General features: G+C 54.8%; 20 protein-coding genes and 1 riboswitch. Of the genes, 14 read left to right on the forward strand and 6 right to left on the reverse strand.

Annotated features, from left to right (window positions below; all coding sequences use genetic code 11):
• Window positions 1-2 precede the first annotated feature (2 nt).
• The 9 genes from HMPREF0733_RS07090 (at window position 3) to HMPREF0733_RS07130 (ending at window position 12,058) form a co-directional block, all read left to right on the forward strand.
• On the forward strand, window positions 3-494 hold the full coding sequence (locus HMPREF0733_RS07090) for a PH domain-containing protein (protein ID WP_013398691.1): 492 nt from the start codon (window positions 3-5) through the stop codon (window positions 492-494).
• A gap of 165 nt (window positions 495-659) precedes the next feature.
• Entirely contained in the window at window positions 660-1,829 is a 1,170-nt protein-coding gene (locus HMPREF0733_RS07095; RefSeq protein WP_013398692.1) for an adenylate/guanylate cyclase domain-containing protein, read from the forward strand.
• Complete coding sequence (locus tag HMPREF0733_RS07100) at window positions 1,814-2,734, forward strand: PP2C family protein-serine/threonine phosphatase (RefSeq protein ID WP_013398693.1); 921 nt, start codon at window positions 1,814-1,816, stop codon at window positions 2,732-2,734. The genes HMPREF0733_RS07095 and HMPREF0733_RS07100 overlap by 16 nt, the downstream gene beginning before the upstream one ends.
• A 129-nt stretch (window positions 2,735-2,863) precedes the next feature.
• On the forward strand, window positions 2,864-5,014 hold the full coding sequence (gene ligA / locus HMPREF0733_RS07105) for an NAD-dependent DNA ligase LigA (protein ID WP_244864886.1): 2,151 nt from the start codon (window positions 2,864-2,866) through the stop codon (window positions 5,012-5,014).
• Window positions 5,015-5,821: 807 nt separating this feature from the next.
• Window positions 5,822-6,517, forward strand: coding sequence for a transglycosylase family protein (locus HMPREF0733_RS07110; protein WP_172461385.1), 696 nt, complete (start codon window positions 5,822-5,824; stop codon window positions 6,515-6,517).
• Window positions 6,518-6,776: 259 nt separating this feature from the next.
• Window positions 6,777-7,073, forward strand: coding sequence for an Asp-tRNA(Asn)/Glu-tRNA(Gln) amidotransferase subunit GatC (gene gatC / locus HMPREF0733_RS07115; protein ID WP_004006192.1), 297 nt, complete (start codon window positions 6,777-6,779; stop codon window positions 7,071-7,073).
• 9 nt (window positions 7,074-7,082) lie between these two features.
• Window positions 7,083-8,678 (forward strand): Asp-tRNA(Asn)/Glu-tRNA(Gln) amidotransferase subunit GatA, encoded by a 1,596-nt coding sequence (gene gatA, locus HMPREF0733_RS07120; protein ID WP_013398695.1) that lies wholly within the window; start codon window positions 7,083-7,085, stop codon window positions 8,676-8,678.
• The gene (gene gatB, locus HMPREF0733_RS07125) at window positions 8,678-10,183 is read left to right on the forward strand and encodes an Asp-tRNA(Asn)/Glu-tRNA(Gln) amidotransferase subunit GatB (RefSeq protein ID WP_013398696.1); all 1,506 of its coding nucleotides are present in this window, start codon (window positions 8,678-8,680) and stop codon (window positions 10,181-10,183) included. The genes gatA and gatB overlap by 1 nt, the downstream gene beginning before the upstream one ends.
• A 240-nt stretch (window positions 10,184-10,423) precedes the next feature.
• Entirely contained in the window at window positions 10,424-12,058 is a 1,635-nt protein-coding gene (locus HMPREF0733_RS07130) for an ATP-binding cassette domain-containing protein (RefSeq protein ID WP_244864673.1), read from the forward strand.
• A gap of 226 nt (window positions 12,059-12,284) precedes the next feature.
• Here the strand turns inward: HMPREF0733_RS07130 and HMPREF0733_RS07135 are convergent, their stop codons facing one another.
• The gene (locus HMPREF0733_RS07135) at window positions 12,285-14,486 is read right to left on the reverse strand and encodes a S9 family peptidase (RefSeq protein ID WP_013398698.1); all 2,202 of its coding nucleotides are present in this window, start codon (window positions 14,484-14,486) and stop codon (window positions 12,285-12,287) included.
• Between the two features lie 279 nt (window positions 14,487-14,765).
• Here HMPREF0733_RS07135 and HMPREF0733_RS07140 point away from each other — a divergent pair, with 279 nt between their 5' ends.
• The 3 genes from HMPREF0733_RS07140 to HMPREF0733_RS07150 all read left to right on the forward strand — a co-directional run bounded on the left by HMPREF0733_RS07140 (window position 14,766) and on the right by HMPREF0733_RS07150 (window position 17,317).
• Window positions 14,766-15,662: an Abi family protein gene (locus HMPREF0733_RS07140; RefSeq protein WP_080556870.1), complete on the forward strand. Its 897-nt coding sequence runs from the start codon at window positions 14,766-14,768 to the stop codon at window positions 15,660-15,662.
• Between the two features lie 351 nt (window positions 15,663-16,013).
• On the forward strand, window positions 16,014-16,760 hold the full coding sequence (locus HMPREF0733_RS07145; RefSeq protein ID WP_041321715.1) for an SDR family NAD(P)-dependent oxidoreductase: 747 nt from the start codon (window positions 16,014-16,016) through the stop codon (window positions 16,758-16,760).
• A 128-nt stretch (window positions 16,761-16,888) separates the two neighbouring features.
• Window positions 16,889-17,317, forward strand: a complete 429-nt coding sequence (locus HMPREF0733_RS07150; protein WP_041321717.1) for a hypothetical protein — start codon at window positions 16,889-16,891, stop codon at window positions 17,315-17,317.
• Between the two features lie 135 nt (window positions 17,318-17,452).
• Here HMPREF0733_RS07150 and HMPREF0733_RS07155 read toward each other — a convergent pair whose 3' ends face one another.
• The 5 genes from HMPREF0733_RS07155 to HMPREF0733_RS07175 all read right to left on the reverse strand — a co-directional run bounded on the left by HMPREF0733_RS07155 (window position 17,453) and on the right by HMPREF0733_RS07175 (window position 20,956).
• Window positions 17,453-17,923 (reverse strand): SRPBCC domain-containing protein, encoded by a 471-nt coding sequence (locus tag HMPREF0733_RS07155; RefSeq protein ID WP_013398702.1) that lies wholly within the window; start codon window positions 17,921-17,923, stop codon window positions 17,453-17,455.
• Window positions 17,920-18,240, reverse strand: a complete 321-nt coding sequence (locus HMPREF0733_RS07160; RefSeq protein ID WP_013398703.1) for an ArsR/SmtB family transcription factor — start codon at window positions 18,238-18,240, stop codon at window positions 17,920-17,922. The genes HMPREF0733_RS07155 and HMPREF0733_RS07160 overlap by 4 nt, the downstream gene beginning before the upstream one ends.
• Window positions 18,241-18,383: 143 nt before the next feature.
• Window positions 18,384-19,178: a hypothetical protein gene (locus tag HMPREF0733_RS07165; RefSeq protein WP_013398704.1), complete on the reverse strand. Its 795-nt coding sequence runs from the start codon at window positions 19,176-19,178 to the stop codon at window positions 18,384-18,386.
• 9 nt (window positions 19,179-19,187) lie between these two features.
• Window positions 19,188-19,958 carry a hypothetical protein gene (locus HMPREF0733_RS07170; RefSeq protein ID WP_013398705.1) on the reverse strand — a complete coding sequence of 257 codons (771 nt, stop codon included), beginning with the start codon at window positions 19,956-19,958 and terminating at the stop codon, window positions 19,188-19,190.
• Window positions 19,955-20,956: an ABC transporter ATP-binding protein gene (locus HMPREF0733_RS07175; RefSeq protein WP_013398706.1), complete on the reverse strand. Its 1,002-nt coding sequence runs from the start codon at window positions 20,954-20,956 to the stop codon at window positions 19,955-19,957. Before HMPREF0733_RS07175 ends, HMPREF0733_RS07170 begins: the two co-directional genes overlap by 4 nt.
• Window positions 20,957-21,536: 580 nt before the next feature.
• Window positions 21,537-21,650: riboswitch (SAM riboswitch) on the forward strand.
• Window positions 21,651-21,759: 109 nt separating this feature from the next.
• Between HMPREF0733_RS07175 and HMPREF0733_RS07180 the strand changes: the two genes are divergently transcribed.
• On the forward strand, window positions 21,760-23,106 hold the full coding sequence (locus HMPREF0733_RS07180; protein WP_013398707.1) for a bifunctional o-acetylhomoserine/o-acetylserine sulfhydrylase: 1,347 nt from the start codon (window positions 21,760-21,762) through the stop codon (window positions 23,104-23,106).
• A 95-nt stretch (window positions 23,107-23,201) separates the two neighbouring features.
• Complete coding sequence (metX, locus tag HMPREF0733_RS07185; protein ID WP_013398708.1) at window positions 23,202-24,485, forward strand: homoserine O-acetyltransferase MetX; 1,284 nt, start codon at window positions 23,202-23,204, stop codon at window positions 24,483-24,485.
• Window positions 24,486-24,599 lie beyond the last annotated feature (114 nt).

Consider the following 24,599-nt stretch of genomic DNA (forward strand, 5'->3'; position numbering starts at 1 on the left):
GCATGAAACTGCGTGGCAAACTCTACCCCGGCGAACAGACCATTATCTTGACGAGGGCTCATCCCGGCGCTCTTGTGGGAGCCTTCGTCTACCTGCTGGTGGCCTTTACCTCAGCAAGTTTTGCCTCGACCGCACGATCATCGGGGCTGCTCTTCTGGGCGGGCAGTGTGGTAGCTGCGGTTACCGCTCTGGTGGCTCTTCGTAAGATATGGCGCTGGTCTGTCACACGATACGCTATCACCACGCATCGCATCATGATTATTAAGGGTCTGATGCGCCGTAATGCTGACATATCCTTGCTGCTTGACGGCATGGGAAATCGTTGGGTTTCGCAGAGTAGCCTGGGTGCTTGGATGGGGTACGGATCTTTCCATGTTGATTATGCAGGAGGGTTTCGGCACCAGCTTATGCACCTTCCAAACCCCGAACGGTTCCGGAATATTGTCGAGCATGCCTGGCAGGACTACTATCCGTTACGTGTTAGTTATGTTTAGGGTCTAGCGGGCGAGATTTTTGCCTGGTAAGGGTAGAATAATGTGGGCAAGCATACTTTTTATGTCTGCCCGGAAGAGCACACGGGTATTCTTAATGTGAAATATTGCACCCGAATACAGTGTGCTGCATATATCCAGGGGACAAGGAAGGAGAACTCAACGCCTATGACTCATGAGAGCCTATCTGGCGATAGCGTTGAGGCTACCCCGTATAAGAATCCCCGAACGTTGGGCCCCGAAACCCAGATGTTGAATCTGCGTATTCTGCAGAACCTGGCGCAAAACAATATTTACCGTGACGAAACCTCAAAAGAAGGCGTGCGCGTGCTTGAACGCGCCCTGCTGGGAGAGGGCCGCCGATATAAACCCCGAGAAGCCGCTGCTGCCGCGCAGATGAGCCTTGAAGATGCTCGCCGGATCTGGCGCAATATGGGTTTTCCTGATATTCACGCTGCCGATCCTCATTTCACGGAACTCGACGTCAGTATGCTCGAAGACCTGGAGAATCTCAACCGAACGAATCTTGTTGCGGAAGAGAGCATTGTCTCTTTGACACGGTCCGTAGGGCAGCTGACCGATCGCATTGTGGCGTGGCAGATTGAAACGCTGGTGCACGACATTATGGATCGTGATGGTGTAGACGATGCGCAGGCACGCCGTCAGCTTCTTTTCCGTCTTGCAGATCTCATGCCGGTTCTCGAAGAACTCGCTCTCTATGCTTATCGTCGTCAAATGTATACGGGTGTTCTTCGTCTCGCTCTGCGCGAGAATAAAAAGCTGGGGCCGGAGCCAGCTCAGCTTCCCCTCGTGCGGGGTGTAGGTTTCGTTGATTTGGTGTCGTATACCTCCCTGGTTCGTAACCTGAGTGCCCCCGAATTAGCGCGTCTTATCAACCGTTTTGAGCAAAGCTGCCTCGACATTATTGCTCCGAGCGGCGGGCGCATCATTAAGACTCTAGGCGATGAAGTTTTCTTCCTCACGGAGGCTCCCGAGGCTATCGCCGAGATCAGTCTGAAACTGGCGGAGCAAATCGGAAAAGACCCTGAACTGCCAGAAGTGCGTGTAGCATTTATTTGGGGCGAGGTCCTGGCGAATCGTGGAGATGTTTATGGTTCGAGCGTAAACCTTGCTTCACGGCTGGTATCTCTCGCGGAACCTGGTTCTGTGCTGACCGACAGCGAGACCGCCGAAACGCTCAAAGAGTATGGCGACCGCTTTACTCTGACGTACCAAGGCACACGCAACGTGCGTAGCTTTGGTAATGTAGACCCTGTGGCGGTTACGCCCGGCGCTAGTTACATAACGGAGAACGATACATCATGGCAACTCCCTTGAACCTGACCCTGCGCACCGGTGGTGCGACTCATCGTGGGGCTCATCGTGACAACAACGAGGACTCGATGGCTGTAGCGGGGTCTCTATGCGTGGTGGCCGACGGTATGGGCGGTCACGAAGCGGGAGAGGTCGCATCGCGGTTGTGTGTACGTCAGCTGGCGTATTCGCATTTTTTTACTCGACCCGGCGGTATGAGCGAAGAAGAACAAGAAAACTACCGCCAGCGTGTCGAAAAGATTAAACAGGACTACCAAGATAAAAATTCAAAGCAACGTCATCGTCGTTTAACAAATGAACTGAACCATGAAATTGTGCGTGCCCTTGATCGCACACGTGAGATTTTGGGTGAAACGAACGACAGTATTAAAGATGCGCTCTCGCGTTCAGGCGGTACCACCGTAACCGGCGCGTGGCTTACCAATATAGGTCAGCAGTACCTGTGGGTTGTCTTTAATATTGGCGATTCTCGTACATACCGGTTGATGCGTGAAGACGATGGTATTCACCATGCTGAAATGGAACGCCTGCCGGGCAACGAGGGCAATGTATCTCTTGAGCAGGTCACTACTGATCACTCTGAGGTTCAATATTTGGTGGATGAAGGGCAGATTACTCAGCTTGAAGCCCTAACGCACCCGCGCAGAAATGTGATTACCCGTGCACTAGGTACAGGTAATTTTTGGGAACCCGATTTTTGGGTGCTTCCCGCACGAGTGGGCGACCGTCTGATGCTCTGCTCGGACGGTCTTTCTGGCGAGCTTTCCCATGAATATATGGCGCGTGTTCTTACCTCTATACGTCACCCGCAAGATGCCGCCGATGTGCTACAGCATGAGGCGTTGCGCTCGGGTGGTCGCGATAATATTACCGTGATTGTTGCTGACGCCATAGAAGCGCAAGACTAGTCTTTCCCCGTGACATTAACCGGCGCATCGGGGAGAGCGAACGGTTAGACTAGTGGGGTGACTGAAAATCTTGCTGAAACTCCCGCATCCCTTGACCGTGCCCTCAAGGCGCTAGATTCGAGCGCTGAGCTGACTGATACTATTCGCGCCGAATATGCCGAGCTGACCGATACTATTCGCACCGCCCGGCATGACTACTATCAGGAAGATGCCCCGACTCTCTCAGATGCCGAATACGATAGGCTCTACCGCAGGCTTGAGCAGATTGAGGCACAATATCCCGCGTTGATTGCTAACGATTCGCCTACCCAAGAGGTAGGTGGAGAAGTCAGCGAGGCTTTTTCGCCGGTAACCCATCTGGTACGCATGTACTCCCTTGAGGATGTTTTTTCTCTTGAGGAGCTTCGGGCATGGCTAACAAAGGCCGAGGAAAATACCCGTCTTCTCACCGGCACCGCACCGCAGTGGCTTACGGAGCTGAAGATTGATGGTCTTGCGGTCAATCTGCTGTATCGTAACGGTGTGTTGGTGCGTGCGGCTACTCGTGGTGACGGTACTACGGGTGAGGATGTAACCCATAATGTGCGCACTATAGCCTCAATCCCACAGAAATTAGCGGGGGAGAACCACCCGGCGGAGCTTGAAGTACGCGGCGAGGTTTTCATTTCATCGGCAGACTTCAAGAAACTCAACGAAAAAATGGTGTCTGAGGGGAAGAACCCGTTCGCCAACCCCCGAAACGCCGCGGCAGGATCCCTGCGTCAGAAAGACTCTGCCGTGACCGCTGAACGCCCTCTGAGTATGTATGTTCATGGCGTGGGCTCGCGGACCGGGTTAGATGTGAATTCCCAGTACCAAACCTACGAGCAATTGGCCGCTTGGGGGCTTCCCACCAGTCCATACAGCAAACTTTTTACTTCAGTCGATGATATTCTTCGGTATATTGCCGAGTACGGTGAAAAGCGCCATTCTCTGGTGCACGAGATCGACGGCATTGTCATCAAGGTCAATGACTTTGTAGCGCAGACTCAACTGGGGTACACCTCGCGAGTGCCGCGCTGGGCTGTAGCGTACAAATACCCGCCCGAAGAGGTTAACACCAAGCTTCTCGATATTCGCGTGGATGTTGGGCGTACCGGTCGCGTGACCCCCTATGGTGTGATGGAACCCGTGCTTGTCTCGGGCTCTACCGTTGAACGCGCAACCTTACATAATCAGGATGTGGTGAAGGCTAAGGGTGTGCTTATCGGAGACACCGTGGTTCTTCGTAAGGCTGGCGACGTGATTCCCGAGATCGTGGGGCCTGTTGTTGCTCTTCGTAACGGTCATGAACGCGAGTTCGTTATGCCCACCGAGTGTCCTTCCTGCGGTACGACGTTGGCTCCCGGTAAAGAGGGCGACGTCGATATGCGCTGCCCCAATTACCGTTCCTGCCCGGCGCAGCTGACCGAGCGCATCTACTACGCCGCGTCGCGGGGTGCTTTCGATATTGAAGCACTCGGCTTTGAGGCGGCTAAGGCGTTGACAGCTCCCGCCGAGCCTGAGCAGCCTCCGCTCACGAGTGAGGCGTTCCTCTTCGATCTCACCGCCGAAGATCTACGCGATGTGAAAATTCGCCGCGAGAAGAAGGTCAAGGGGGTGGGTACCGGCAAGTTTGAGCTTGTTCCATACTTCTATACGAAGCCCACGAAAGCAAAGCCAGACCCTGTTCCTACGAAGAACACACAAAATCTCTTCGTAGAGCTTGAGAAAGCAAAATCGCAGCCTCTCTGGCGCGTGCTTGTGGCCTTATCGATTCGCCATGTGGGGCCAACCGCGGCGCGAGCCCTTGCCACCGAATTTGGCTCTATGGATGCGATCGCCCAGGCTGACCGGGACAGGTTAGCGGCTGTTGATGGTGTGGGCGGCGTTATCGCCGATTCGATTATCGAATGGTTTGCAACGGATTGGCATCGCGAAGTTCTTGCCCGTTGGGCGGATGCCGGTGTGCGTATGGAAGATGAGCGTGACGCGTCAATAGAACGCACGCTCGAAGGCGTAACCGTGGTTGTGACCGGAACCCTTGTGAACTATAGCCGTGACAGCGCGAAGGAAGCGATTATCGTGCGGGGCGGGCGTGCCTCCGGGTCTGTGTCTAAGAAGACCCATTTTGTGGTTGCCGGAGCCTCTGCGGGGTCAAAACTCGATAAGGCCGAGGCCCTGGGAATTCCGGTTCTTGATGAAGACGGGTTTACGAAACTTTTGGCCCACGGGCCCGATGCGCTAGCACCGGGGGAGTAGGACTCTTACTCCGAGTTATCTACCAAATAACGGCGAAAGGTTACGCTGTAGCTGGTATTTGGTGTGGGGTAGCGCAGCTGCATGATGTACTGCGATGAAGGTCCTGAAACCCGGTAATAGAGTTGTTAACGCCCGAAAATAGCTCTATATGGGGTGACATAAGCACATAATCTCCCAAAGACCGTGCATATATGCTAAGGCGCGCCAGCGCGCCGCAGAGCTGTTAAGCGGGTTGGGCTCATGTCGTCATGAACCCTTAAAACACGCCGCAAGCGAAAAATTTTTAAAAATTTTTAAATGGGTGCAGGGTCACTATTACGAAATGATAAAGCCCACCCCCAGAAACAGAATATAGAAGAGTCGTTCTTGTATGCTTCCTTGGTATGGCAATGGATGAGTAGGAATCGAGGTTTTAAAAGTTTGAACTTAGCCTACCCTGAGTTAATTTACCTGGGAGTTCCCTGTGAGAACTCAGAACGCTTGCTGGGAGCATAGAAGAGGTTGGAATCTTGAGTTTTCTCAGCTATCTTTATCTGCAGAACGATTCCTTTATTGGGAGTCAATCAGAAATTTAGTTTTGGGACCGGAAACCCCAAAACGATGCCCGGTTCTACCGCACGTCCCCACGTGAGGATGCGCCTCTGCCGTCTACCCCGCAATACGCGACTATGGTGGAAGCGCGAATCACGTGGATAGCCGCTCACATGGTAGAGCCTCGACAAGTAATCAATTTGTTAAAACGGGTGAGCGGTAACGCTATGAAGCTCCGGGGACGGAGTGAGCGTGGATGGCCTTATTTGGAGCATTATGAAGAACACTTCCGCAATCCGCCGTACTGTTGCTGCTCTCGCTATTGGTGGTGCAGCTGCAGCCGCTGCCGCGCCTGCTGCAAACGCAGCACCGGCATCCACCTGGGATGCTTTGGCACAGTGTGAGTCCGGTGGTAACTGGGCAACCAACACTGGCAACGGTTTCTACGGTGGTCTGCAGTTCACCCAGCAGTCCTGGAACGGTGTCGGCATGTCCGGTTCCCCCATGAACGCTTCCCGTGAACAGCAGATTGAGGCAGCAGAGCGTCTGCTTGCACAGCAGGGCTGGGGCGCATGGCCCGCATGCTCCTCGAAGCTCGGTCTGTCCGGTAACGCAACCCCCTCCTACACCGATCCCGGTGCAGCTCAGCAGGAGGTAGCACCTCAGGCACAGGCTCAGCAGTCCTACTCCGAGCCCGTTCAGGAAGCAGCACCTGCTGCTCCCGCACCTACGACTCAGGCTCCTGCTCAGGAAGCTCCCGCAGCACCTGTTCAGGAAGCAGCACCTGCAGCTCAGGCACCCGCAGCAACCGCTGCTGGCACCTACACCGTGCAGTCCGGTGATACCCTCTCCGGTATCGCTGCTCAGCTCGGCGTTGCTGGTGGTTACCAGGCAATCGCAGCTGCTAACACCGACGTTGTCTACAACGTTGACCTGATCTTCCCCGGTCAGGTTCTGAACATCCCCGCATAATTTAGGGAGTTCACCTTAACGTAGACATATGAGCCCCACCTTCCTTCGGGAAGGTGGGGCTCATATACGTCTAGGCACGATACTGCCCTTTACACTTCAGACTTATGAATGCCAGAGCGAAAATCTATTCTGTGCAGGCTATAGGTTTGGAGCCCCTGCAAATCTAAAAACTCTCTCGCTAGATCACCGATACGTCAGCATACCTGCGAGCCGGCGGGTACACTAGATAGAGAATTGAAAGTATACCTAACGGAGAATCATGTCTGCCATCACCACCGAGCAGGTTAAGCACCTTGCCGAACTGGCACGCATCGAGATGACCGAGGACGAGCTCAATGCTATGGCGGCAGAGCTCGATATTATTGTCAGCTCGATGGAGCATCTGTCTGAAACCGTCACCCCAGACATACCCCCGACCAGCCATCCGATTTCGCTTCAGAACGTCTTGCGTGAAGATGTTGTGGGGCAGACCCTCACCCAGGAAGAGGCGCTTTCAGGTGCCCCCGATGCGCAGGATGGCAAATTCCGCGTGCCCGCAATTCTCGACGAAGACTAAGGGGAAGACGTGAACGAACTTATTGTGCTCACTGCGGCTGAAGCCGCTCAAAAACTTGCAGCCGGTGAGATTTCTGCCGTTGAGCTTACCCGGGCGCATATAGATCGCATTGAAGCAACCGATGGCACCCCACTCAGCGAGAGCCGCGCTGACGGTAAAAGTGGTCTGAACGCTTTCCTGCACATCAACCGTGAGGAAGCCCTGGAGACCGCGCAGGCTGTTGATGCTGACCGTGCGGCAGGTCAAGAGCTGCCCGCGCTCGCTGGTGTACCCATCGCCGTTAAAGACTTGATCGTCACAAAGGGACAGCCCACCACCGCCGGATCGCGCATGCTTGAAGGATGGATGAGCCCCTATGACGGTACCGTAACTCGCAAGGTGCGTGCAGCACGCATGCCAATCTTGGGGAAGACTAACCTCGACGAGTTTGCTATGGGTTCCTCGAATGAGCACTCGGCATTCGGCGTAGTTCGTAACCCATGGGCGCTTGATCGTGCCCCCGGCGGCTCTGGCGGCGGATCTGCCAGCGCTGTTGCGGCTTTCCAGGCTCCCTTAGCTCTTGGAACTGATACAGGCGGATCTATTCGCCAGCCTGCTTCCCTCACCGGTTCTGTAGGCGTAAAACCGACCTACGGTTCGGTATCCCGCTACGGCGTAATTGCTATGGCATCTTCGCTTGACCAAGTAGGTCCCTGCGCTCGTACCGTGCTCGATACCGCGATGCTTCACGAAGCTATCGCCGGTCACGACCCCATGGACTCTACCTCTTTGAATGAACCAGTCGGTTCTTTTGCAGCTCAGGCTCTTGAGGGTGCCAACCCTGAATCCCTCAAAGGGATGCGCATCGGCGTTATTAAAGAACTCGGTGGCGGTTCCGGCAGTGGCTTCCAACAGGGCGTTCTTGACCGTTTCCACGACGCACTAAAGCTGCTGGAGAAGGCTGGGGCTGAGGTTGTAGAAGTTTCCCTTCCCTCGGTAAAGGAAGCGATTAGCGCCTACTACATGATTATGTCCTCCGAGGTATCTTCAAACCTGGCAAAATACGACGGTGTGCGGTACGGCCTGCGCGTTATACCCGAAGACGGCCCGGTGACCATTGAGCGCGTCATGGCAGCTACCCGCGAAGCTGGTTTTGGCGACGAGACTAAGCGCCGCATCATTTTGGGTACCTATGCACTATCAGCGGGTAACTACGATGCCCACTACGGTGCGGCATTGCGCGTGCGTACTCTTATTCAGCGTGATTACACCGCGGCTTTTGAGAAGTGCGATGTGCTGGTTTCTCCGACTTCGCCAACGACCGCCTTCAAACTGGGTGAGAAAACTAAAGGTGACCCCATGGCGATGTACTTGGGCGATGTGGCAACCGTGCCGGTAAACCTTGCAGGGGTTCCTGCGATTTCGCTTCCGGCAGGCGTTGCTGACGAAGACGGATTGCCAGTGGGCATACAGTTCACCGCCCCCGCACGCGAAGATGCACGCCTGTACCGAGTGGGTGCCGGTTTGGAAGCGCTTCTGAACGATACCTGGGGTGCGCCGTTCTACACCCGCATTCCCAACACCGAAAATCTGATTAGCGACTTTGACTTTGGGGGTACCAAGTAATGAGTGAAGAAGTCCTCAGCTTCGAAGAAGCCATCGAGAAATATGATCCGGTGCTTGGTTTTGAGGTGCACGTAGAGCTCAATACAAACACCAAAATGTTCGATGCCGCTCCGAACGTTTTCGGGGATGAACCGAACACCAATATCACCCCGGTCTCGCTTGGGCTGCCCGGTGTGCTTCCCGTGGTGAACAAGGTTGCAGTTGAATCAGCTATTAAGCTGGGTCTTGCCCTGGGATGCGATATCGCACCTATCTCGTATTTTGCGCGTAAAAACTACTTCTACCCGGACTCCCCGAAGAACTTCCAGACCTCGCAGCATCACGGTCCTATAGCTGAGAACGGCAAGCTGGATGTAGAACTCGAAGACGGAACCGTCTTTACCGTTGAGATTGAGCGCGCGCATATGGAGGAAGACGCCGGTAAGCTCACCCACGTGGGCGGCGCCGACGGGCGCATCCAGGGCGCGGCATTCTCGCTGGTGGATTACAACCGCGCCGGTGTGCCGCTAATCGAGATTGTGACCCGCCCGATTGTGGGCGCTGGCGAGCGTGCACCCGAACTGGCACGCGCCTATGTTGCGGCGATTCGTGAGATTGTCAAAGGCTTGGGTATCTCGGATGCTCGCATGGAGCGCGGTAACGTGCGATGTGACGCAAACGTTTCGCTCATGCCCAAGGGGAGCGAGAAATTCGGTACTCGTTCGGAGACGAAGAACGTTAACTCCCTGCGCTCGGTGGAACGTGCGGTACGCTATGAAATTCGCCGTCACGCTGCTATTTTGGAGCGTGGCGAGAAAATTCAGCAGGAAACCCGCCACTGGCATGAGGATACCCGCGAGACTTCATCAGGGCGCCCCAAATCTGATGCCGATGATTACCGCTACTTCCCGGAACCCGACCTGGTGCCCGTGGTACCCGAGACGGCGTGGGTTGAAGAGCTGCGTGCAAGCCTGCCCGAGCCTCCTGCGGAACGTCGCCGCCGGTTGAAGGCGGAGTGGGGATACTCAGATGAAGAGTTCCGTGACGTGGTCAATGCCGGTGCTCTTGATGTTGTTGAGCAGACTATTGCCGCTGGGGCTAGCGCATCCGCTGCCCGCAAGTGGTGGATGGGCGAGATTGCGCGCCAGGCCAAGCAGGCCGAGGTTGAGCTGACCGCGCTGGGTATTGAACCTGTAACCGTGGTGGAGCTTGAGACCCTGATCGCCGAGGGCAAGATTAACGACAAGATTGCGCGTAAGGTACTGGAGTATGTGCTCGCTGGCGAAGGTAAGCCTGCCGAGATCGTTGAGGCTCGCGGCCTTGCCGTGGTTTCTGATGACGGTGCGCTCACTGCCGCCGTTGAGGAGGCTTTGGCGGCCATGCCGGATGTTGCCGATAAGATTCGTGCCGGTAAGGTTCAGGCGGCCGGTGCGATCGTTGGCCAGGTGATGAAAGCTACCCGGGGCCAGGCGGATGCGGCTCGCGTGCGTGAGCTTATTCTGCAGGCCTGCGGCGTGGAAGGCTAAAACCGATCCAACCCAGATAAGGCTCTCTGTTTGAGGGCTAAAAGGCTCTTTATGTGAATCAAGCGTTTGAAACTCCGCTGTATTCACATAAAGAGCCTTTTTACGTTGCAGCATGGGACAGGCAATAGCAGACATGCGGTGCGTTTAACCCTACGGTAAAGTAGTGATGAACAACATAGTGGGTGAGAGAGAGGAACACCAATGAAGGTTATGCGCAGCCTAAGACCCAGAACCCTTGTCATGCTTACAGCGTTGACCCTTATCTTGTCGGCCAGTTCGGTTCTTGAGAGCGTCATCATCAAATACTTGACTGATGCGGTCACATCTTATGACCACATCCTCTTTGCGTGGATGCTTGCGGCTGTGCCCACATATCTTGTCGTTGACGCGTTTCTCCATTATGTACGCCAGTATCGTGCCGCTCTCGCTGGGGTGCAGATTCAGAATAATCTGCGTGCAGAACTGTTCCGCCGCATCGGGCTTTCTCCCGTAGCGCGGCTGACGGGCAGGAGCTCCGAATACTATTTTTCGCAGTTCACGAGTCAGCTTGAAAGCATTAAAACCAACTATATTGACGTTATTTTCTGGGGCGGATACCTCACCGCGCAGCTTATCTTCGCCATTGTGGCTGCTTTTATTCTGAACCCGTTCATGGCGTGCGCCGTTCTTGCGCTGAGCCTGCCGGTGGGTTTGATGCCGATGCTGACTCGAAAACGTATTGGTACCGTGACGAAAGTTTATGCTTCGCGGACCGACGCATTGAACGAGGTTAGCGGTGATGCTCTCCGCAGCGCTTTGGGGTGGAAGATTCTGGGCGCATACTCATTCGTGGCTAAACGCTTTTCTGAAGAATTGAGTGAATGGTACGTGGCGGCGCAGAGCTATCAGCGCACGCAGGAACGTGTAGACGCCGTCAATAGTATGTTCACGAAACTTCTGTATTTGGGAACGTGGCTTGCCGGTGGGGCGTTGGTGCTCTTGGGGCTATCGAGCGTGGGCGAGGTGGTCGCTTTTGCCCAGTTGACCGGTATGATTTGCATGCCGCTGTTTATGTCTACAGGTTTGCTGACCCAGTATTATGCAGGTCGTGAGATTATTCGCAAGATTAATACGGAAGTACCCGCTGTGGAAGATTACCGATCGGGCGAGCCTCTCACACTGGACGCGATTACCTATCGTGACGTCAAGCCGTTGGGTGAAAAGTCGGCGGGCTATGGCGTGAGTTTCATATTTGAGACGGGTAAAAAGTATCTGGTGATTGGCGCATCCGGCTCGGGCAAATCTACGCTTTTCAAACCTCTTTTTGGAAATCACCCCGAATACAGTGGAACTATTGAGGTACACGAAGATGGGCAGACGCGCGATCTGCGTGAGATTGCTGAACAGGATATGCATGCTTCCCTAGGGCTGCTTGCGCAGGACAGTCATCTGCTGCACGATAGCCTGCGCGAAAATGTTCGCCTGTATGATCCGTCGGTGCCGGATGTGCAGATTCTCTGGGCTTGTGAGCGCGCAGGTCTGGGCGAGTGGGTTTCCGCTAAGGGCCTTGATTATATGCTGAGCGACGATTTGAGATCGCTTTCTGGCGGAGAGAAACAGCGTATCTTGCTCGCACGTATGCTCTTGCACGAACGCTCTTTCTATATTGTGGATGAGCTCACCACTGGGTTGGACCACGCTACGGCGGGACGGGTTGAGCGTGCTCTTTTCGAGAGCATGGAAGGGTTTGTTTACATTACGCACCGTACGGTTCCCGAGGTTTTGGAGGCGGTCGATGAGGTACTTGTCATGGAAGACGGCGAGCTTGTAGCCTCCGGAACCTGGGATGATGTGCACGCGGCCGCCCTAGAACGCGGGCTTGTGGGACATCCCTGATAACCTGCTAAAAAGGCTCTTTATTCCAATAAAGCGTATTATTCGCCGCTTTATTGGAATAAAGAGCCTTTTTGCGTCCCCAGGAAAGGGTATACCCGCTTATTTGGTAATCCCTAGGTGTGTGAGGATGAAGGCGTAGTCCCACGCGATCTCATGCCAGCGGGCTGGAGCATGCAGATTCCGAGCGCGCGAGGTACCAAATCTGCGTGCGGAAGGGTGTACCCGCTTATTTGGTAATCCCTAGGTGTGTGAGGATGAAGGCGTAGTCCCACGCGATCTCACGCCAGCGGGTATACCGCCCGGAGCCCCCTCCATGTCCGCCGGTCATATCGATCTTCAACAGCGGGGTGGGGGATGACGGGTCGATGGTTTCGCGCAGTTTTGCAATCCATTTGGCGGGTTCCACATAGAACACGCGCGTATCGTGCAGGCTGGTCACCGCCGCGATAGCGGGGTAGCGCACGGGGCGAATGTTCTCGTAGGGGGTGTAGGACTTCATGTACTCGTACACTTCCTTATCTTCAATGGGGTTGCCCCATTCTTCCCATTCCAAAGCAGAAAGCGGCAGGTCAGGGTCAAGGATGGTGGTGAGCGCATCCACGAAGGGAACCTGGGCAATTGAGACTGCATATTTCTCAGGAGCCAGGTTCAGCACGGCACCCATGAGCAACCCGCCCGCAGAACCACCGTAGCAGGCGATACGCGCAGGATCCGCCCATGGCTTGGTCGCCAGGTAATCGGTGACATCCACAAAATCAGTGAATGAGTTCTTCTTGTGAAGCTTCTTGCCGTTGAGGTACCAGGTGCGCCCCATCTCGCCACCACCGCGAATATGCGCAATCACGTACACCACTCCGCGGTCCAAAATAGACAACGTGGGGATGGAGAACATGGGGTCCATCGAAATTTCATAGGAGCCGTAAGCGTACTGAAGCACCGGATGCGGCTGTGTCAGGTCAAGATCGGCACGGTGAATCACCGAGATGGGGATGAGGGTTCCATCGGCGGCGGGTGCCCAGTCACGGTAGGCACGATAATCCTCACGCTGATAACCGCCAAGCACCGGGGTCTCGCGGCGCAGAAGCAGGGTCTGCGACATGGGGAAGTAATCGTATACGCGGCGTGGAGTTAGGAATGAGGTGTAGGCAATGCGGATAACCGGGGAATAGTTCTCGGCACGCAGCACGCCAGCGGTGTACAGTTCCTCATCGAACCCGGCAGGCTCCATGAACGTGATGCCTGCGGGCTTCTTGCGGCGCCACTGCACGGGCAGCTGCTCCCGCGGGGCAAGGAACAGGCGTGTGGTTGTATCCGCGCGGGCGGTCACCACCAGGTGGGTCGCAGAGAGCGTGAACCCTTCGAGGCGAACGTTTTCGCTGTGGCGAATCACCGGAACCCAACGCTTCGAATATTCCTCTAAAGATTCGCCTTCTTTCGGCATATCGGCGAGCACCAGCTCTGAGTTCAGCGCCTTATAGTCGTGCTGAATCAGCAGATGGGTTTCACCGGCAATCGTGATCGGCTCCGCCTGGTACTCAATGCGTGCATCCCTCGGAATGATCACGCGCGGCGTGCTCTTCGGGTCGGCAATAGGCACCAGGCTAACCTCGGTAAACTCGGAGTTACCGCTTGAGAGCACGATGGACGAACGGTCGGCGCTCATTGCTGAACCCAGCCACATGGTGGGGTCAGTTTCCTCGTAGATCAGGTGGTCTTCGGTGCCCGCCCCAATATCGTGCACATACACGCGGTAGGGACGCCACGAATCGTCCGGCACCGTGTACACGAGCTGCTGTGCATGGTTGATGAAGAACGACCCGCCGCTAATATTCGGGATGGTATCGGGCAGGAACTCGCCCGTTTCCAGGTTGAGGAAGCGCTGCTCGTAACGTTCGTCGCCTTTCTCATCAACCGAAATGCTCAGGAGTTTACCGTTACGCGAAGGCTGGAACACACCGAGTGCGAAGAACTCCATGTCTTTGGCATACTCATTGCAGTCAAGCACCACCGATTCGCCTTCCAGCGGCTCGCCGGGCTTAATAACCGGGGGAGTGTAGCGCACCACCTCGTCGCCCTCATGCAGGGCAGGGTAACGGTAGAAAATCGGGTACTGACCGCCGGGAACCATGCGGCTGTAATACCACCAATCGCCGATGCGATTCGGAACCGTCAAATCTGTGAGCAGGGTGCGGGACTTGATCTCTTCAAAGATGCGCTCGCGTAGAGGCTGCTGATCCGCTGTGACGGCGGCAGTGTAGTCTGCCTCCGCGTTCAGGTAGTCGAGGACTTCCTGGTCTTCTTTATCGCGCATCCACTCGTAATGGTCGATAAAAGTATCGCCGTGATACTCACGAATATGTTCAACCTTTTTAGGGACGGGAACGAGGGGAACTTCTTCTGCCGGTGTGGTGTTCGATGCGTCGCTCATGGGGCTCCTTGATTCGGGCTCGACTAGTTGGCGAATGCTTTGTTAGCTTGTTCTCTAGTGTAGCGACTTGAGAGGTAAATTACTGCCCTAGCACGGTTTTTGGGGTGATATTGGGATCAAGAACGTGTAGAATGGAGGCAATCGTTCAGCCCGCCTCGATTTACGTTGAGAGTGGGCTGGATCTCTTTTTGTATATCAAAGGCGGATACATTGGGAACAATACCTCTAAAGCCACCAACGACGCTTGAGCAGCAGATTGAGCGGTTACGTAAGCGGGGGATGAGCATCGAAGATGATATAGCTCAGCAGTGGCTAAGTAATATCTCTTATTACCGTTTGTCAGCGTATTGGTATCCGAATCGAATTATAACTAAAAATTCTGATGGACAAATATGTAGAGGTGACCTGTTTATGCCCAGAACCTCGTTTGAAGATGTTATAGCTCTTTACGAGGCTGATCGTAAGCTTCGTACGCTTATTCATGATGGTATCGAACGTATTGAAGTAGCTTTACGAGCTCGTATTGGTGAGTTGTTAGTTTCTGAAGGATCACTAAGTTATCGTAATAAGATTATATTTCGGCCTAATTTTAAACATGAAGAATGGCTAGAAACTGCTGATAAACGCGTTTCTCGTGCTATGCGACGTAATGAATCTATTAAGCATTATGCAGATCAATATGGTGGTCAATACCCTTTTTGGGTTCTTGCTGATGTCCTTGATTTTTCTGATATTTCAAAGCTTTATGAAGGGTTGAAAACAACTGATCAATATAAATTGGCGGAAGATTTAGGCGTGAATATTGACCTAAATCTGCTGTCCGCAAACCTGCGGAGGAAAACACTTCGCAGTCATCCACTTGTACGCTGGTTTGAGCAGCTATCCATTGTGAGGAATACATGTGCTCATCATGGAAGACTCTGGAATAAGTCTTTTACCCCTGCCTCTACCAATGCTTTGCGTACGGTACATGGGCTTTCTACTTTACCTGACGGGCAAAGTGGACGGATCTATGGAACTCTTGTCCTTATGGCATTTTTGTTGCGAACTATATCCCCTAATTCATCGTGGCAAGGAAAAATTGTTAATCTTCTTGAGGATAAATTTATACCGAATCCAATAGTATCCATGAAAAGCATGGGTTTGCCGAATAGTTGGTCCGGCTCCCTTTTATAGGCCTAATAAGAATTGTTATTCTTTTTAATAACTTGCCCTTCGGAGTTATTTGCAGTGCTAAAACTGTGCTATCAACTAGTTTGAGACAGATATATCCCGCAATAACGATGGTAAACCAGAAGGTTTTTACCAGGGGGTAAGTACTTCGTCAAAGAATGCCGGAACCAGCAGGCGAGCCCCACGGAGCCAATGCCTGCGCTGGACATAGAAATCTGCAGCGGTGTATCTGTCGACGCCATATCTAGGGATGTACGCAGTGACCCTTGATAGACAGCTCAACTTCCATTTCACTATGCTTGAAAGATGATGTTGAGTTTTCAGCGTCTTTCACAGCTCATGCAAGGAGGAAAAATGGCACAGATTGCTCTCGTCACCGGCGCAAGCCGCGGTATTGGTAAGGCGACCGCAGTTCGGGTGGTGAAGCTGGGGTATCACGTGATTGCGCAGCACCGTGCGGGAAACCCGGACTTTAGCGAGGTAGAGGCTGCCGCATCCGAGCGCGGGGTAAAAGTAACACCCGTACAGGCTGATTTCTCAGACCCGCAGTCCGTTTCTGCCCTCTTAACTCACGTGAAGGATGCGCTGGGTGGGGATACCCTCGACGTTGCTGTGCTCAACGCAGGTGTTGGTACGCAGGGAACCTTCCAGGAGCTCAACGGAGAGGCTCTGCGCAGTCTGCTGCAGATCAATACGGTTGCCCCCTACGAACTTGCTGCCGGGCTGGTGCCGCTTATGAGCGCACCGGGCGGGCGTTATATTTTCACCGGGTCGGTGCTGACTCGCTACGCGTTCCCTGCCATGACGGGCTACGGCATGAGTAAGATTGCACTGGAGTACCTGGTGCGTAATATGGCGGTTGAGCTTGGACCTCAGGGGATTACGGTGAACCTTGTGGCGCCCGGCGTGGTCGATACTGACATTAACGCCGCCTGGCTGCGCGATAATGCGGAGGCAGCCGAATTCGTGAAATCCGGCAACGCGATGAAGAAGGTTACCCAGCCTGAGGACGTAGCAGAAGTAATTGGTCTGCTGACTCAGAACGCATCGCAAACAATTACCGGGCAGATTATTGACGTCTCGATGGGCGATAAGCTCTAAATCCTGACGTCCGCGAGCAGGTAGGATTTGACCGAGTGAGTAGAAAAATCCTACCTGTTCCGGACAAAAACCACCTGCTCGCGGCGAAACTTTATGGTGTGAGAGGCACACATCTTGAGGAGTCACACATGTACGACTTTAAACGCGAGGGTTTTCCCGGTTTTCCTCTAGGGCAGAAGATTGAATTCTATGAGCGGAAACTCCCGGAGCCGAGGATGGTAGTTACCGATCTGCCGGGCACAGACAGGAGCATCCGTACACTTCATAGTCGCCTCGCTCTTGAAGGCTCAGAACATAGTAGTATCGCATGCCAACTCGGAGAAGACGACCTTATTTCTCTGATTGAAATCTCATGGGTTGATGGCGATGAATTCTCTTTTGAGGGGCTGCCTCTGGCTGAGCTTTCCGCCGAAGAACTCGTGGCTCAGCTGAGAGAACGGGGCATAGTTGCAGAGGTTGGTTCCGTGACGGTGGAACTGCCGGAACTTAATATTTCTTTCTTCTTTTTCGAGGATGTTCCCCGTACGGTCTCCTGGCAGACGCCTGAGGCTTTCTAGCATCTCTCAGTACTTTTGCGTATTCAGTTGTGCGCGGTGTCTATACCCTCCCGAGCAGGTGGTTTTTGGCTGAGTGGATAGAATTTTCCTACCTGCTCTGGACAAAAACCACCTGCTCGCAGGAGGCGTGGGGTTTTATTCGCCAGTTTCCAGAACTCGTTTGAGGCCCGCCAGCACAAACGACCAGCCCCGGGGCGAGGCCACATTCTGCGCCGTAACGGGAGAGTCTTCTAGGCGGTCGTGGGTGACCGTGAGTTTCGTGGCACCATCCGTCCACGGCTCAAGCTGCCAGGTAACGCGGCTTGCCGGTTCGTGTGCCGCATCGGGAAGATAAAGCGAGCGCCACTCTACGACGAGAAGCCGCGGTGGGTCAGACTCCAGAATCGCGCCGTCTCCCCAAACTTCCTTCCCATCTGGGGAAAGGTAGCGCAGGCGACCCGGCTCGTTCTTGGTGATTTCAACTCGTGAGCCAAAGAAATACTGGGAAGTGAATTCGGGCTGGGTAATTGCTTCCCACACGCGCTGCGGCGGGGTGTTTTGAATAATTACCGAGCTGATAATCCTCTGGGGACGTGGGGGAGTGTTTGGGTTATCGGCGGTGCTCATGATTCTTCCTCCTCTAAATTCTTCTGCAGGTCAAGAAGTGCTGAACTTTGGTGGGCGGTGTATTTATCGATCCAACGGTCGTGGATGCGGCGAATCGGCACAGCGTTGAGGTAGTGGAGCTTTTGGCGGCCTGAGCGCTGTGTGATCACAAGGTTTGCTTCTTCGAGGATGCTCAGATGCTTGGCCACTCCGAAGCGAGTCATTCCCAAACCTTCTTCAAGCTGTCCCTGAGTGAGGCCGCCGGTAGTGTAGAGCTTATCGAGCAGCTTTCTGCGGGTGGGGTCTGCGAGAGCTTTGAAAACTGCATCATCATCCATAACACGAGAATATGTGACTATATAGTCACATGTCAAGGGTGGGAGGTTATTTTGGGTACACACAAGCAGCAGATTTTTGGTCGAGAAGGTGATTTTCTCACCTTCTCGACCAAAAATCCGCTGCTCGCGGGAGACATAAGACCTCAGAGCAGGTTCGTGCGTGCACCGGAGCGGATGCGTCGCGCAGCGGCATGCACTAGGACAAGCCCCGCGAGTGCCCAAAGTACGCAGACTAACACCTCAGTCACGACTGTTGAATCCACCAACCCAGAGGAGCCACTCACCAAAGCAATCGTTCGTCCGCCGGGAACCAACGTACACAATGCCGCCAGCCACGCCGGGTATGCATCTATCGGCACGATCACGCCCGCGCTGATAGGCAGAAGCGCTCCTAAGATAGTTCCTCCCAGGTATGGGTCGGAGAGATAAAGCCCCAGCCCAGCGGCGAAAACACCCAGACATACGCCCGCCATAAGAGCCAGAGGTAAGAGTGTCACAGAACGCACAAGCATGGACAGGCTGCCTTCAAGGGAACCACCGAAACCGGCATAGGCAGTGGCAACACCCAGGTTCGTGATGCCAGTGATCAGAGCTAAAAGCGCGGGCATTGCAGAGACTCCCAGCCAATAAGCCGCATCAAACCGTCGAGCGGTGCACACCTGCTCGAACACTCCTAGCCAGCGGTCGGTCGCCGCGCGTGCCACAACGCCGGCCGCCACTCCGAGTACCACGCTTGCCAGGGCAGAGGCACATGCGATCCGCACAGGATCAGGTGCGGAAAGATCGCGTCCTAGTAGAACGCTGAACAGCACGCTCATCCCCGGTACGACCACGAGGGTGCTGAGTGCCGTGCCAACTGTGGCGAAGGTAATGGATGAAGACCATCCAACTTTGGCGGTACTGTTCAGGCGATAGAGAAAGTTCGTTCGTTTAAACATCGCAGCCTCCTAGATTGCGCCCAGAGTGCCATGCGCCGTTGCCGCGCGCAGGGCTCGCCTACCCAACAGATATGCCGCAAGCATCCAGAGGGCTGTGACCGCACAGGTTTGCAGTACAACGCTCAGAAAATCACCGAATGAGTTCATAGGCATTTGCCCAAGCAGAACCTTCACGGGTGCCTGAATCGGAATCAGCGTGCCGAGCTCATCAAGCCATGCAGGCGCGGAACTCTCGGTAAAAAGCACCCCGGCAGCCACGAAAACCGGCACGAGCAGCAGCTCCTCATAGGCGATAGCGTTCGGGGTTGCCACAAAGAACCCTGCAATCACGAAGGTCACCGCCAGACACGAGATCCACAGCAGCGGAAGGCCCACCAGATAGCGTGCACCCACCTGAGTAAAGTCCGTGAAATTTACCGAGAAGGTGCACAGCGCCCAGAAAGCCCAGGCCAATGGCAGGGCGGCAAGTCCAAAAATGGAGGCAGTTGAGACCACCGCTGCGAGCGCACGCAGCGGGTTCACGGCACCATTGAGCAGATACACGAACGTTCCCCGGTAGCGCTCGAAGTTGAGGATTCCGGCGGCAACAATGCACATGTTCCAGGTACCGATAATACCTGCGCGAGTCCAGGCGAGGGTCGCATCTACTGGCCAGGCACCGGCGGCGAGTGCTTGCAGGGCCGTTGCTCCAAAGGTGCTCAGCAGCAGTAACTGCAGGAAGTAGGGAACCGTGAGGAATTGGCGCAGGGAAAAGGACATTAGGCGAAGCTGCCGGTTCATCGTTTCAATCCTTCCGCCATAGCCAGATATGCCTCTTCGAGGGTGGCTGGGCGAGTATACAGCGGTGTGAGCATCTGAACCTCACGCTCAGTGAGAATACGGGTCAGCAGAGCCTCGGCGCGTTCGTTACTGAAGGGGTGCGGCTCTTCCGAAACAGAACGTTCATTCCAGTACACGGTGATCTCCCACTCGCTACCGTGCGGGGTTAGCAACAGTGTTCCCGCATCGCTCAAAGATCGGGCAAGTTCTTGAAGCACCGCCCCGGCATTCGCACCCACACGCCCGACAGTGCTAGCGGAGATTCCGGCGTGCGTAGTAATATCCGCTACCGTGCCCGAAACCGCCATGCGACCGGCACCGATGACCGTGACCCGATGCGCTAACTCCTCAATCTCGCCCAGCAGATGGCTCGTGAGTAAAATGGCGGTGCCGTCGTCAGCGAGGGAGCGAATTAGCTGGCGTATTGTCAGCGAAATATCTGGGTCAAGCCCGTTCGTCGGCTCATCCAAAAGCAGCAGTTTTGGCTCGCCCAGCAGTGCCCGCGCGATGTGCAGACGTTGTTTCATGCCGCGGGAAAACTCTTGTACTTTCTTCGCGGCGACATCTGCAAGATCGACCCGTTCCAAAGCGCTCGCCACCTGGGTGCGGCGTTTGCGCGCGCTAACCCCGGCAAGGTCGGCGAAGAAGAGAAGATTATCGCGGGCGGATGCTCGCGGATAGAACCCGGTATCCCCGCCGAGCGCAAGTCCCAGGGATGCACGCGCACGCTGGGGGTGTGCAAGCGCATCCACCCCGTCGATGCGAACGGTACCGCTTGTGGGAGTCAACAGTGTTGCGCACATCTGTACAATTGTTGTTTTCCCAGCTCCGTTGGGACCGAGCAGAGCATGAATTTCGCCGGAGCTTATACTGAGCGAAACATTATCGACAGCGGTGAAAACGTGTTCACCTTTGCCAAAGGTGCGGCATAGCTGTGCCGCGTCAAGAATTGTAGACATTGTGATAAAATCTTGCGGTGCTTAGTCACCCGAAGCCTCTTGAGCACGGTGTTCGCACGCCTGCAATATGTGGGACGGGTGAGATGAATAGTCGTGAGAGAGGCACTTCGTAGTGCCTGAATAATCCCAAGTCACCGACTGCAGATGCGGAAGGTATAACAATGAAACCCTCAGAACTTTGGTGTTCAAGGTGCTCACTATGCGCTCCTGGAATGTATCGAACCAAAGCAGGGTTATTTCTGAAATTTTTAAAGCCCACCATCTGGGCGGGCATTCCGCGAGCCGGTGCGACTTTAGCGGGAGGTCATACCTCATCACTCCTAGATTCAAGGTTTCCATCAGTGTAGCATGGCTCACGGTTGTCTACACTGATGGTAATTTAGCGGCGGCTAACTGCAGATCACATGGCTTTAGCGGTTAGGGTATAACATACGTACAGTCACAAGCGCATAAGTATTGGTGCTTCTCCCAAACAATAGGCTGTCGCGAAAACAGTTCATAAAACGTCATCTTTGCAACAATGCGCCGAAAACACGCATCCCGCTTGACCATGTGCGCTTCCTATGAAACTCTAGATGCAGGTCATGAGAGCCAGTGATAAGCCCCAGCTAGCTGGCCGGCAACCCTCCTCCGCGGTGGGGTGCCCTGGGTGAGGACCAGGCGTTGAACACAAAGTACAACGCAAGCGCGGGACCGATGTGCCCGATTCTGGTACATCGTTTTTTCGTTTGCAGAGAAGAAAACCCAAGAACTCTGTACCGAAATCGGCATGCGGCCCCCTGAACTATCACAAGGAGCTTCGCATGAGCAACACTACAGTCCCGACTCCCGCCAACCCCGCCGGTTGGAAATTTGAAACCCGCCAGATTCACGCGGGGCAGGCACCGGATGCCGCAACGGGAGCTCGGGCGTTACCTATCTACCAGACCACCTCGTTCGTTTTCGAGAACGCAGAACAGGCCGCTAACCGTTTCGCTCTAGCTGAGCTTGGGCCTATCTATACCCGTTTGAACAACCCCACCCAAGAGGTTATTGAAAACCGCATCGCATCCCTTGAAGGGGGAGTAGGGGCGCTTTTGCTGGCCTCAGGCCAAGCGGCTATTACCTATGCGATTCTCAACATTGCGGGTGCGGGCGACCATATCGTGGCTTCCCCATCGATTTATGGGGGAACCTACAACCTACTTAAATACACGCTTGCCGACCTCGGCGTTGAAACTACGTTTGTTGAAAACCCGGACGACCTGCAGCAATGGCGCGATGCGGTTCGCCCCAACACGAAACTCTTCTACGGAGAAACCGTACCTAACCCCCGGAACGATGTGCTCGACATCGAGCCTATCGCCCAGATCGCCCACGACAATGGCGTTCCCCTAATCGTCGATAACACTGTTCCCACTCCTTACCTTGTGCGCCCCATCGAATTTGGTGCGGATGTGGTAATCCATTCCGCCACGAAATATCTGGGTGGGCACGGCACCTCAATCGGCGGCGTTATCGTGGACTCCGGGAATTTTGACTACGGAGCCAATCCCGAAAAGTTCCCCAAGTTCAACGAGCCAGCACCTGGCTACCATGGTCTAGTTTATGCCCGTGACTTGGGCAAAGACTCCGCCTTCGGTGCGAACCTTTCCTATATTCTCAAGGCGCGAGTTTCGCTTCTGCGCGACACCGGGGCGGCGATCTCTCCAACCAACGCCTTCAACATTGGTATCGGTCTAGAGACCCTTTCGTTGCGCATCGAACGCCATATCGAGAACGCTACTAAAGTCGCAAACTGGCTGGAGGAGCACCCGCTGGTCGATCAGGTGATCTGGGCCGGTCTGCCTTCCTCGCCCTGGTACGAGCGAGCCCAGAAGTACCTGCCGAAGGGGCCGGGCGCTGTTGTGGGATTCACCCTCAAAGACGCCGACTTGGAACAGACCCGCACCTTTGTGGACGCCCTGCAGCTGCACTCCAATGTAGCGAATATCGGCGATGTACGCTCGCTCGTGATTCATCCCGCATCCACCACTCACTCGCAGCTTTCTGAAGAAGAGCTAGAGGCAATCGGTGTGAGCAAAAACTTTGTGCGCCTCTCGGTAGGTATCGAAAATATTGACGACATTATCGCAGACCTTGAATTGGGCTTTGCAACTCTGAACGCCTAACCTGCACCGCCGCGACCGGGCTGCACAGTAAATGCCCGGTCGCGGTATCGGTTTCTCGCCTGCCATTACCAACTACTGGTTATCGAGGAGAAAACATGACGGAAAATATCGTACACGCCACCTATCTGTCGCAACTGCAGTATCCCAGCGCTCAGGGGTACCTGCGGCAGATGGCGATCGGTGATTTCACCCTCGAAAACGGTACCGTGCTTCCACAGGTAAACATTGGGTACGAAACGTGGGGAACTCTTAATGAAGCTGGGGACAACGCGATTCTTATTCTGCACGCCCTCACCGGCGACACCCATGTTTCGCGCGGGATTCCCACATCGGATATGCCTGCACCCAGTATTCGCGCAGTCGAAAGTGATGGTTGGTGGGAAGGTATTGTGGGGCCGGGCGCGGTGGTCGATACTACCAAGTATTTTGTGATAGCTCCCAATATCTTGGGCGGATGCTACGGTTCGACTGGTCCGGCAAGCATCGTACCCGAGGGGTACCCGGGCGCCGGAAAACCCTGGGGATCACGCTTCCCTTACGTCACTATTCGCGACTCGGTACGAGCCGAAGCCGAACTTATCGCCCGGTTGGGGATTAAGAGTTTTCACCACGTAATCGGCGGATCGCTCGGCGGGGCACGCGCTATCGAATGGGCGGCAACCTTCCCCGAGCTGGTACGCGGATGCGCAGTTATTGCCGCCGGTCCCGCTGCTACCGCCGAACAGATTTCCTGGGCGCACACCCAGAACCTCGCCATCCGTGCTGATGCCAATTTTGCTTCCGGCGATTATTATGGGGGAGCGGCGCCCACGGCCGGGCTCGCGCTGGCGCGGCGCATAGCCCACACCACCTACCGCAGCCCAGCAGAGTTGGAGCACCGCTTTGGGCGGCAGGCAAACCGCGGAGAATCCACCGACGGCGGGTCCATCGGTGAGAACCGCGGACGATATGCGGTCGAAAGCTACCTAGACCACCACGGCGATAAGCTCGTTGAGCGTTTTGACGCCAATAGCTACCTTGCCGTGAATGAGGCGCTAATTTCACATGATGTTGCACGCGGGCGCGGCAGCCTCTCGCATGCGCTTGCGCTCAGCGACTGCAAGTGGACTATCGCCGCCGTAAGCACCGATCGCCTGTTTTTTCCGCACGAATCGTACCGTCTGGCGGAGGCGCTGCCGGTTCCCGTGAAAGTCGATATTATCGAATCCGACCACGGTCATGACGGTTTCTTAGTCGAATCCCGCCAGTTGGAGGCGATTCTCGCTAAGGCTCTCGGAGTCCCGGTTCCCGAGCGAGAGCGCGCTGTCGATGAAGAAAAATCCTTTCAAGATATAGCTGCTCTTTTCGGTTCGCCTCTTGAAACACAAAAACAGAACTAGCTTTCGTTTTTATATATCCGAACATAGAAACCGTACATAAAAGCCTTGTGAGGACTATATTTCGGCGTGAAATAAGTCCCCACAAGGCTTTTTGTACGGTACCGATAATTGTGA

It is taken from the genome of Rothia dentocariosa ATCC 17931 (genome assembly GCF_000164695.2).
In the GTDB taxonomy this organism is placed as follows: domain Bacteria; phylum Actinomycetota; class Actinomycetes; order Actinomycetales; family Micrococcaceae; genus Rothia; species Rothia dentocariosa.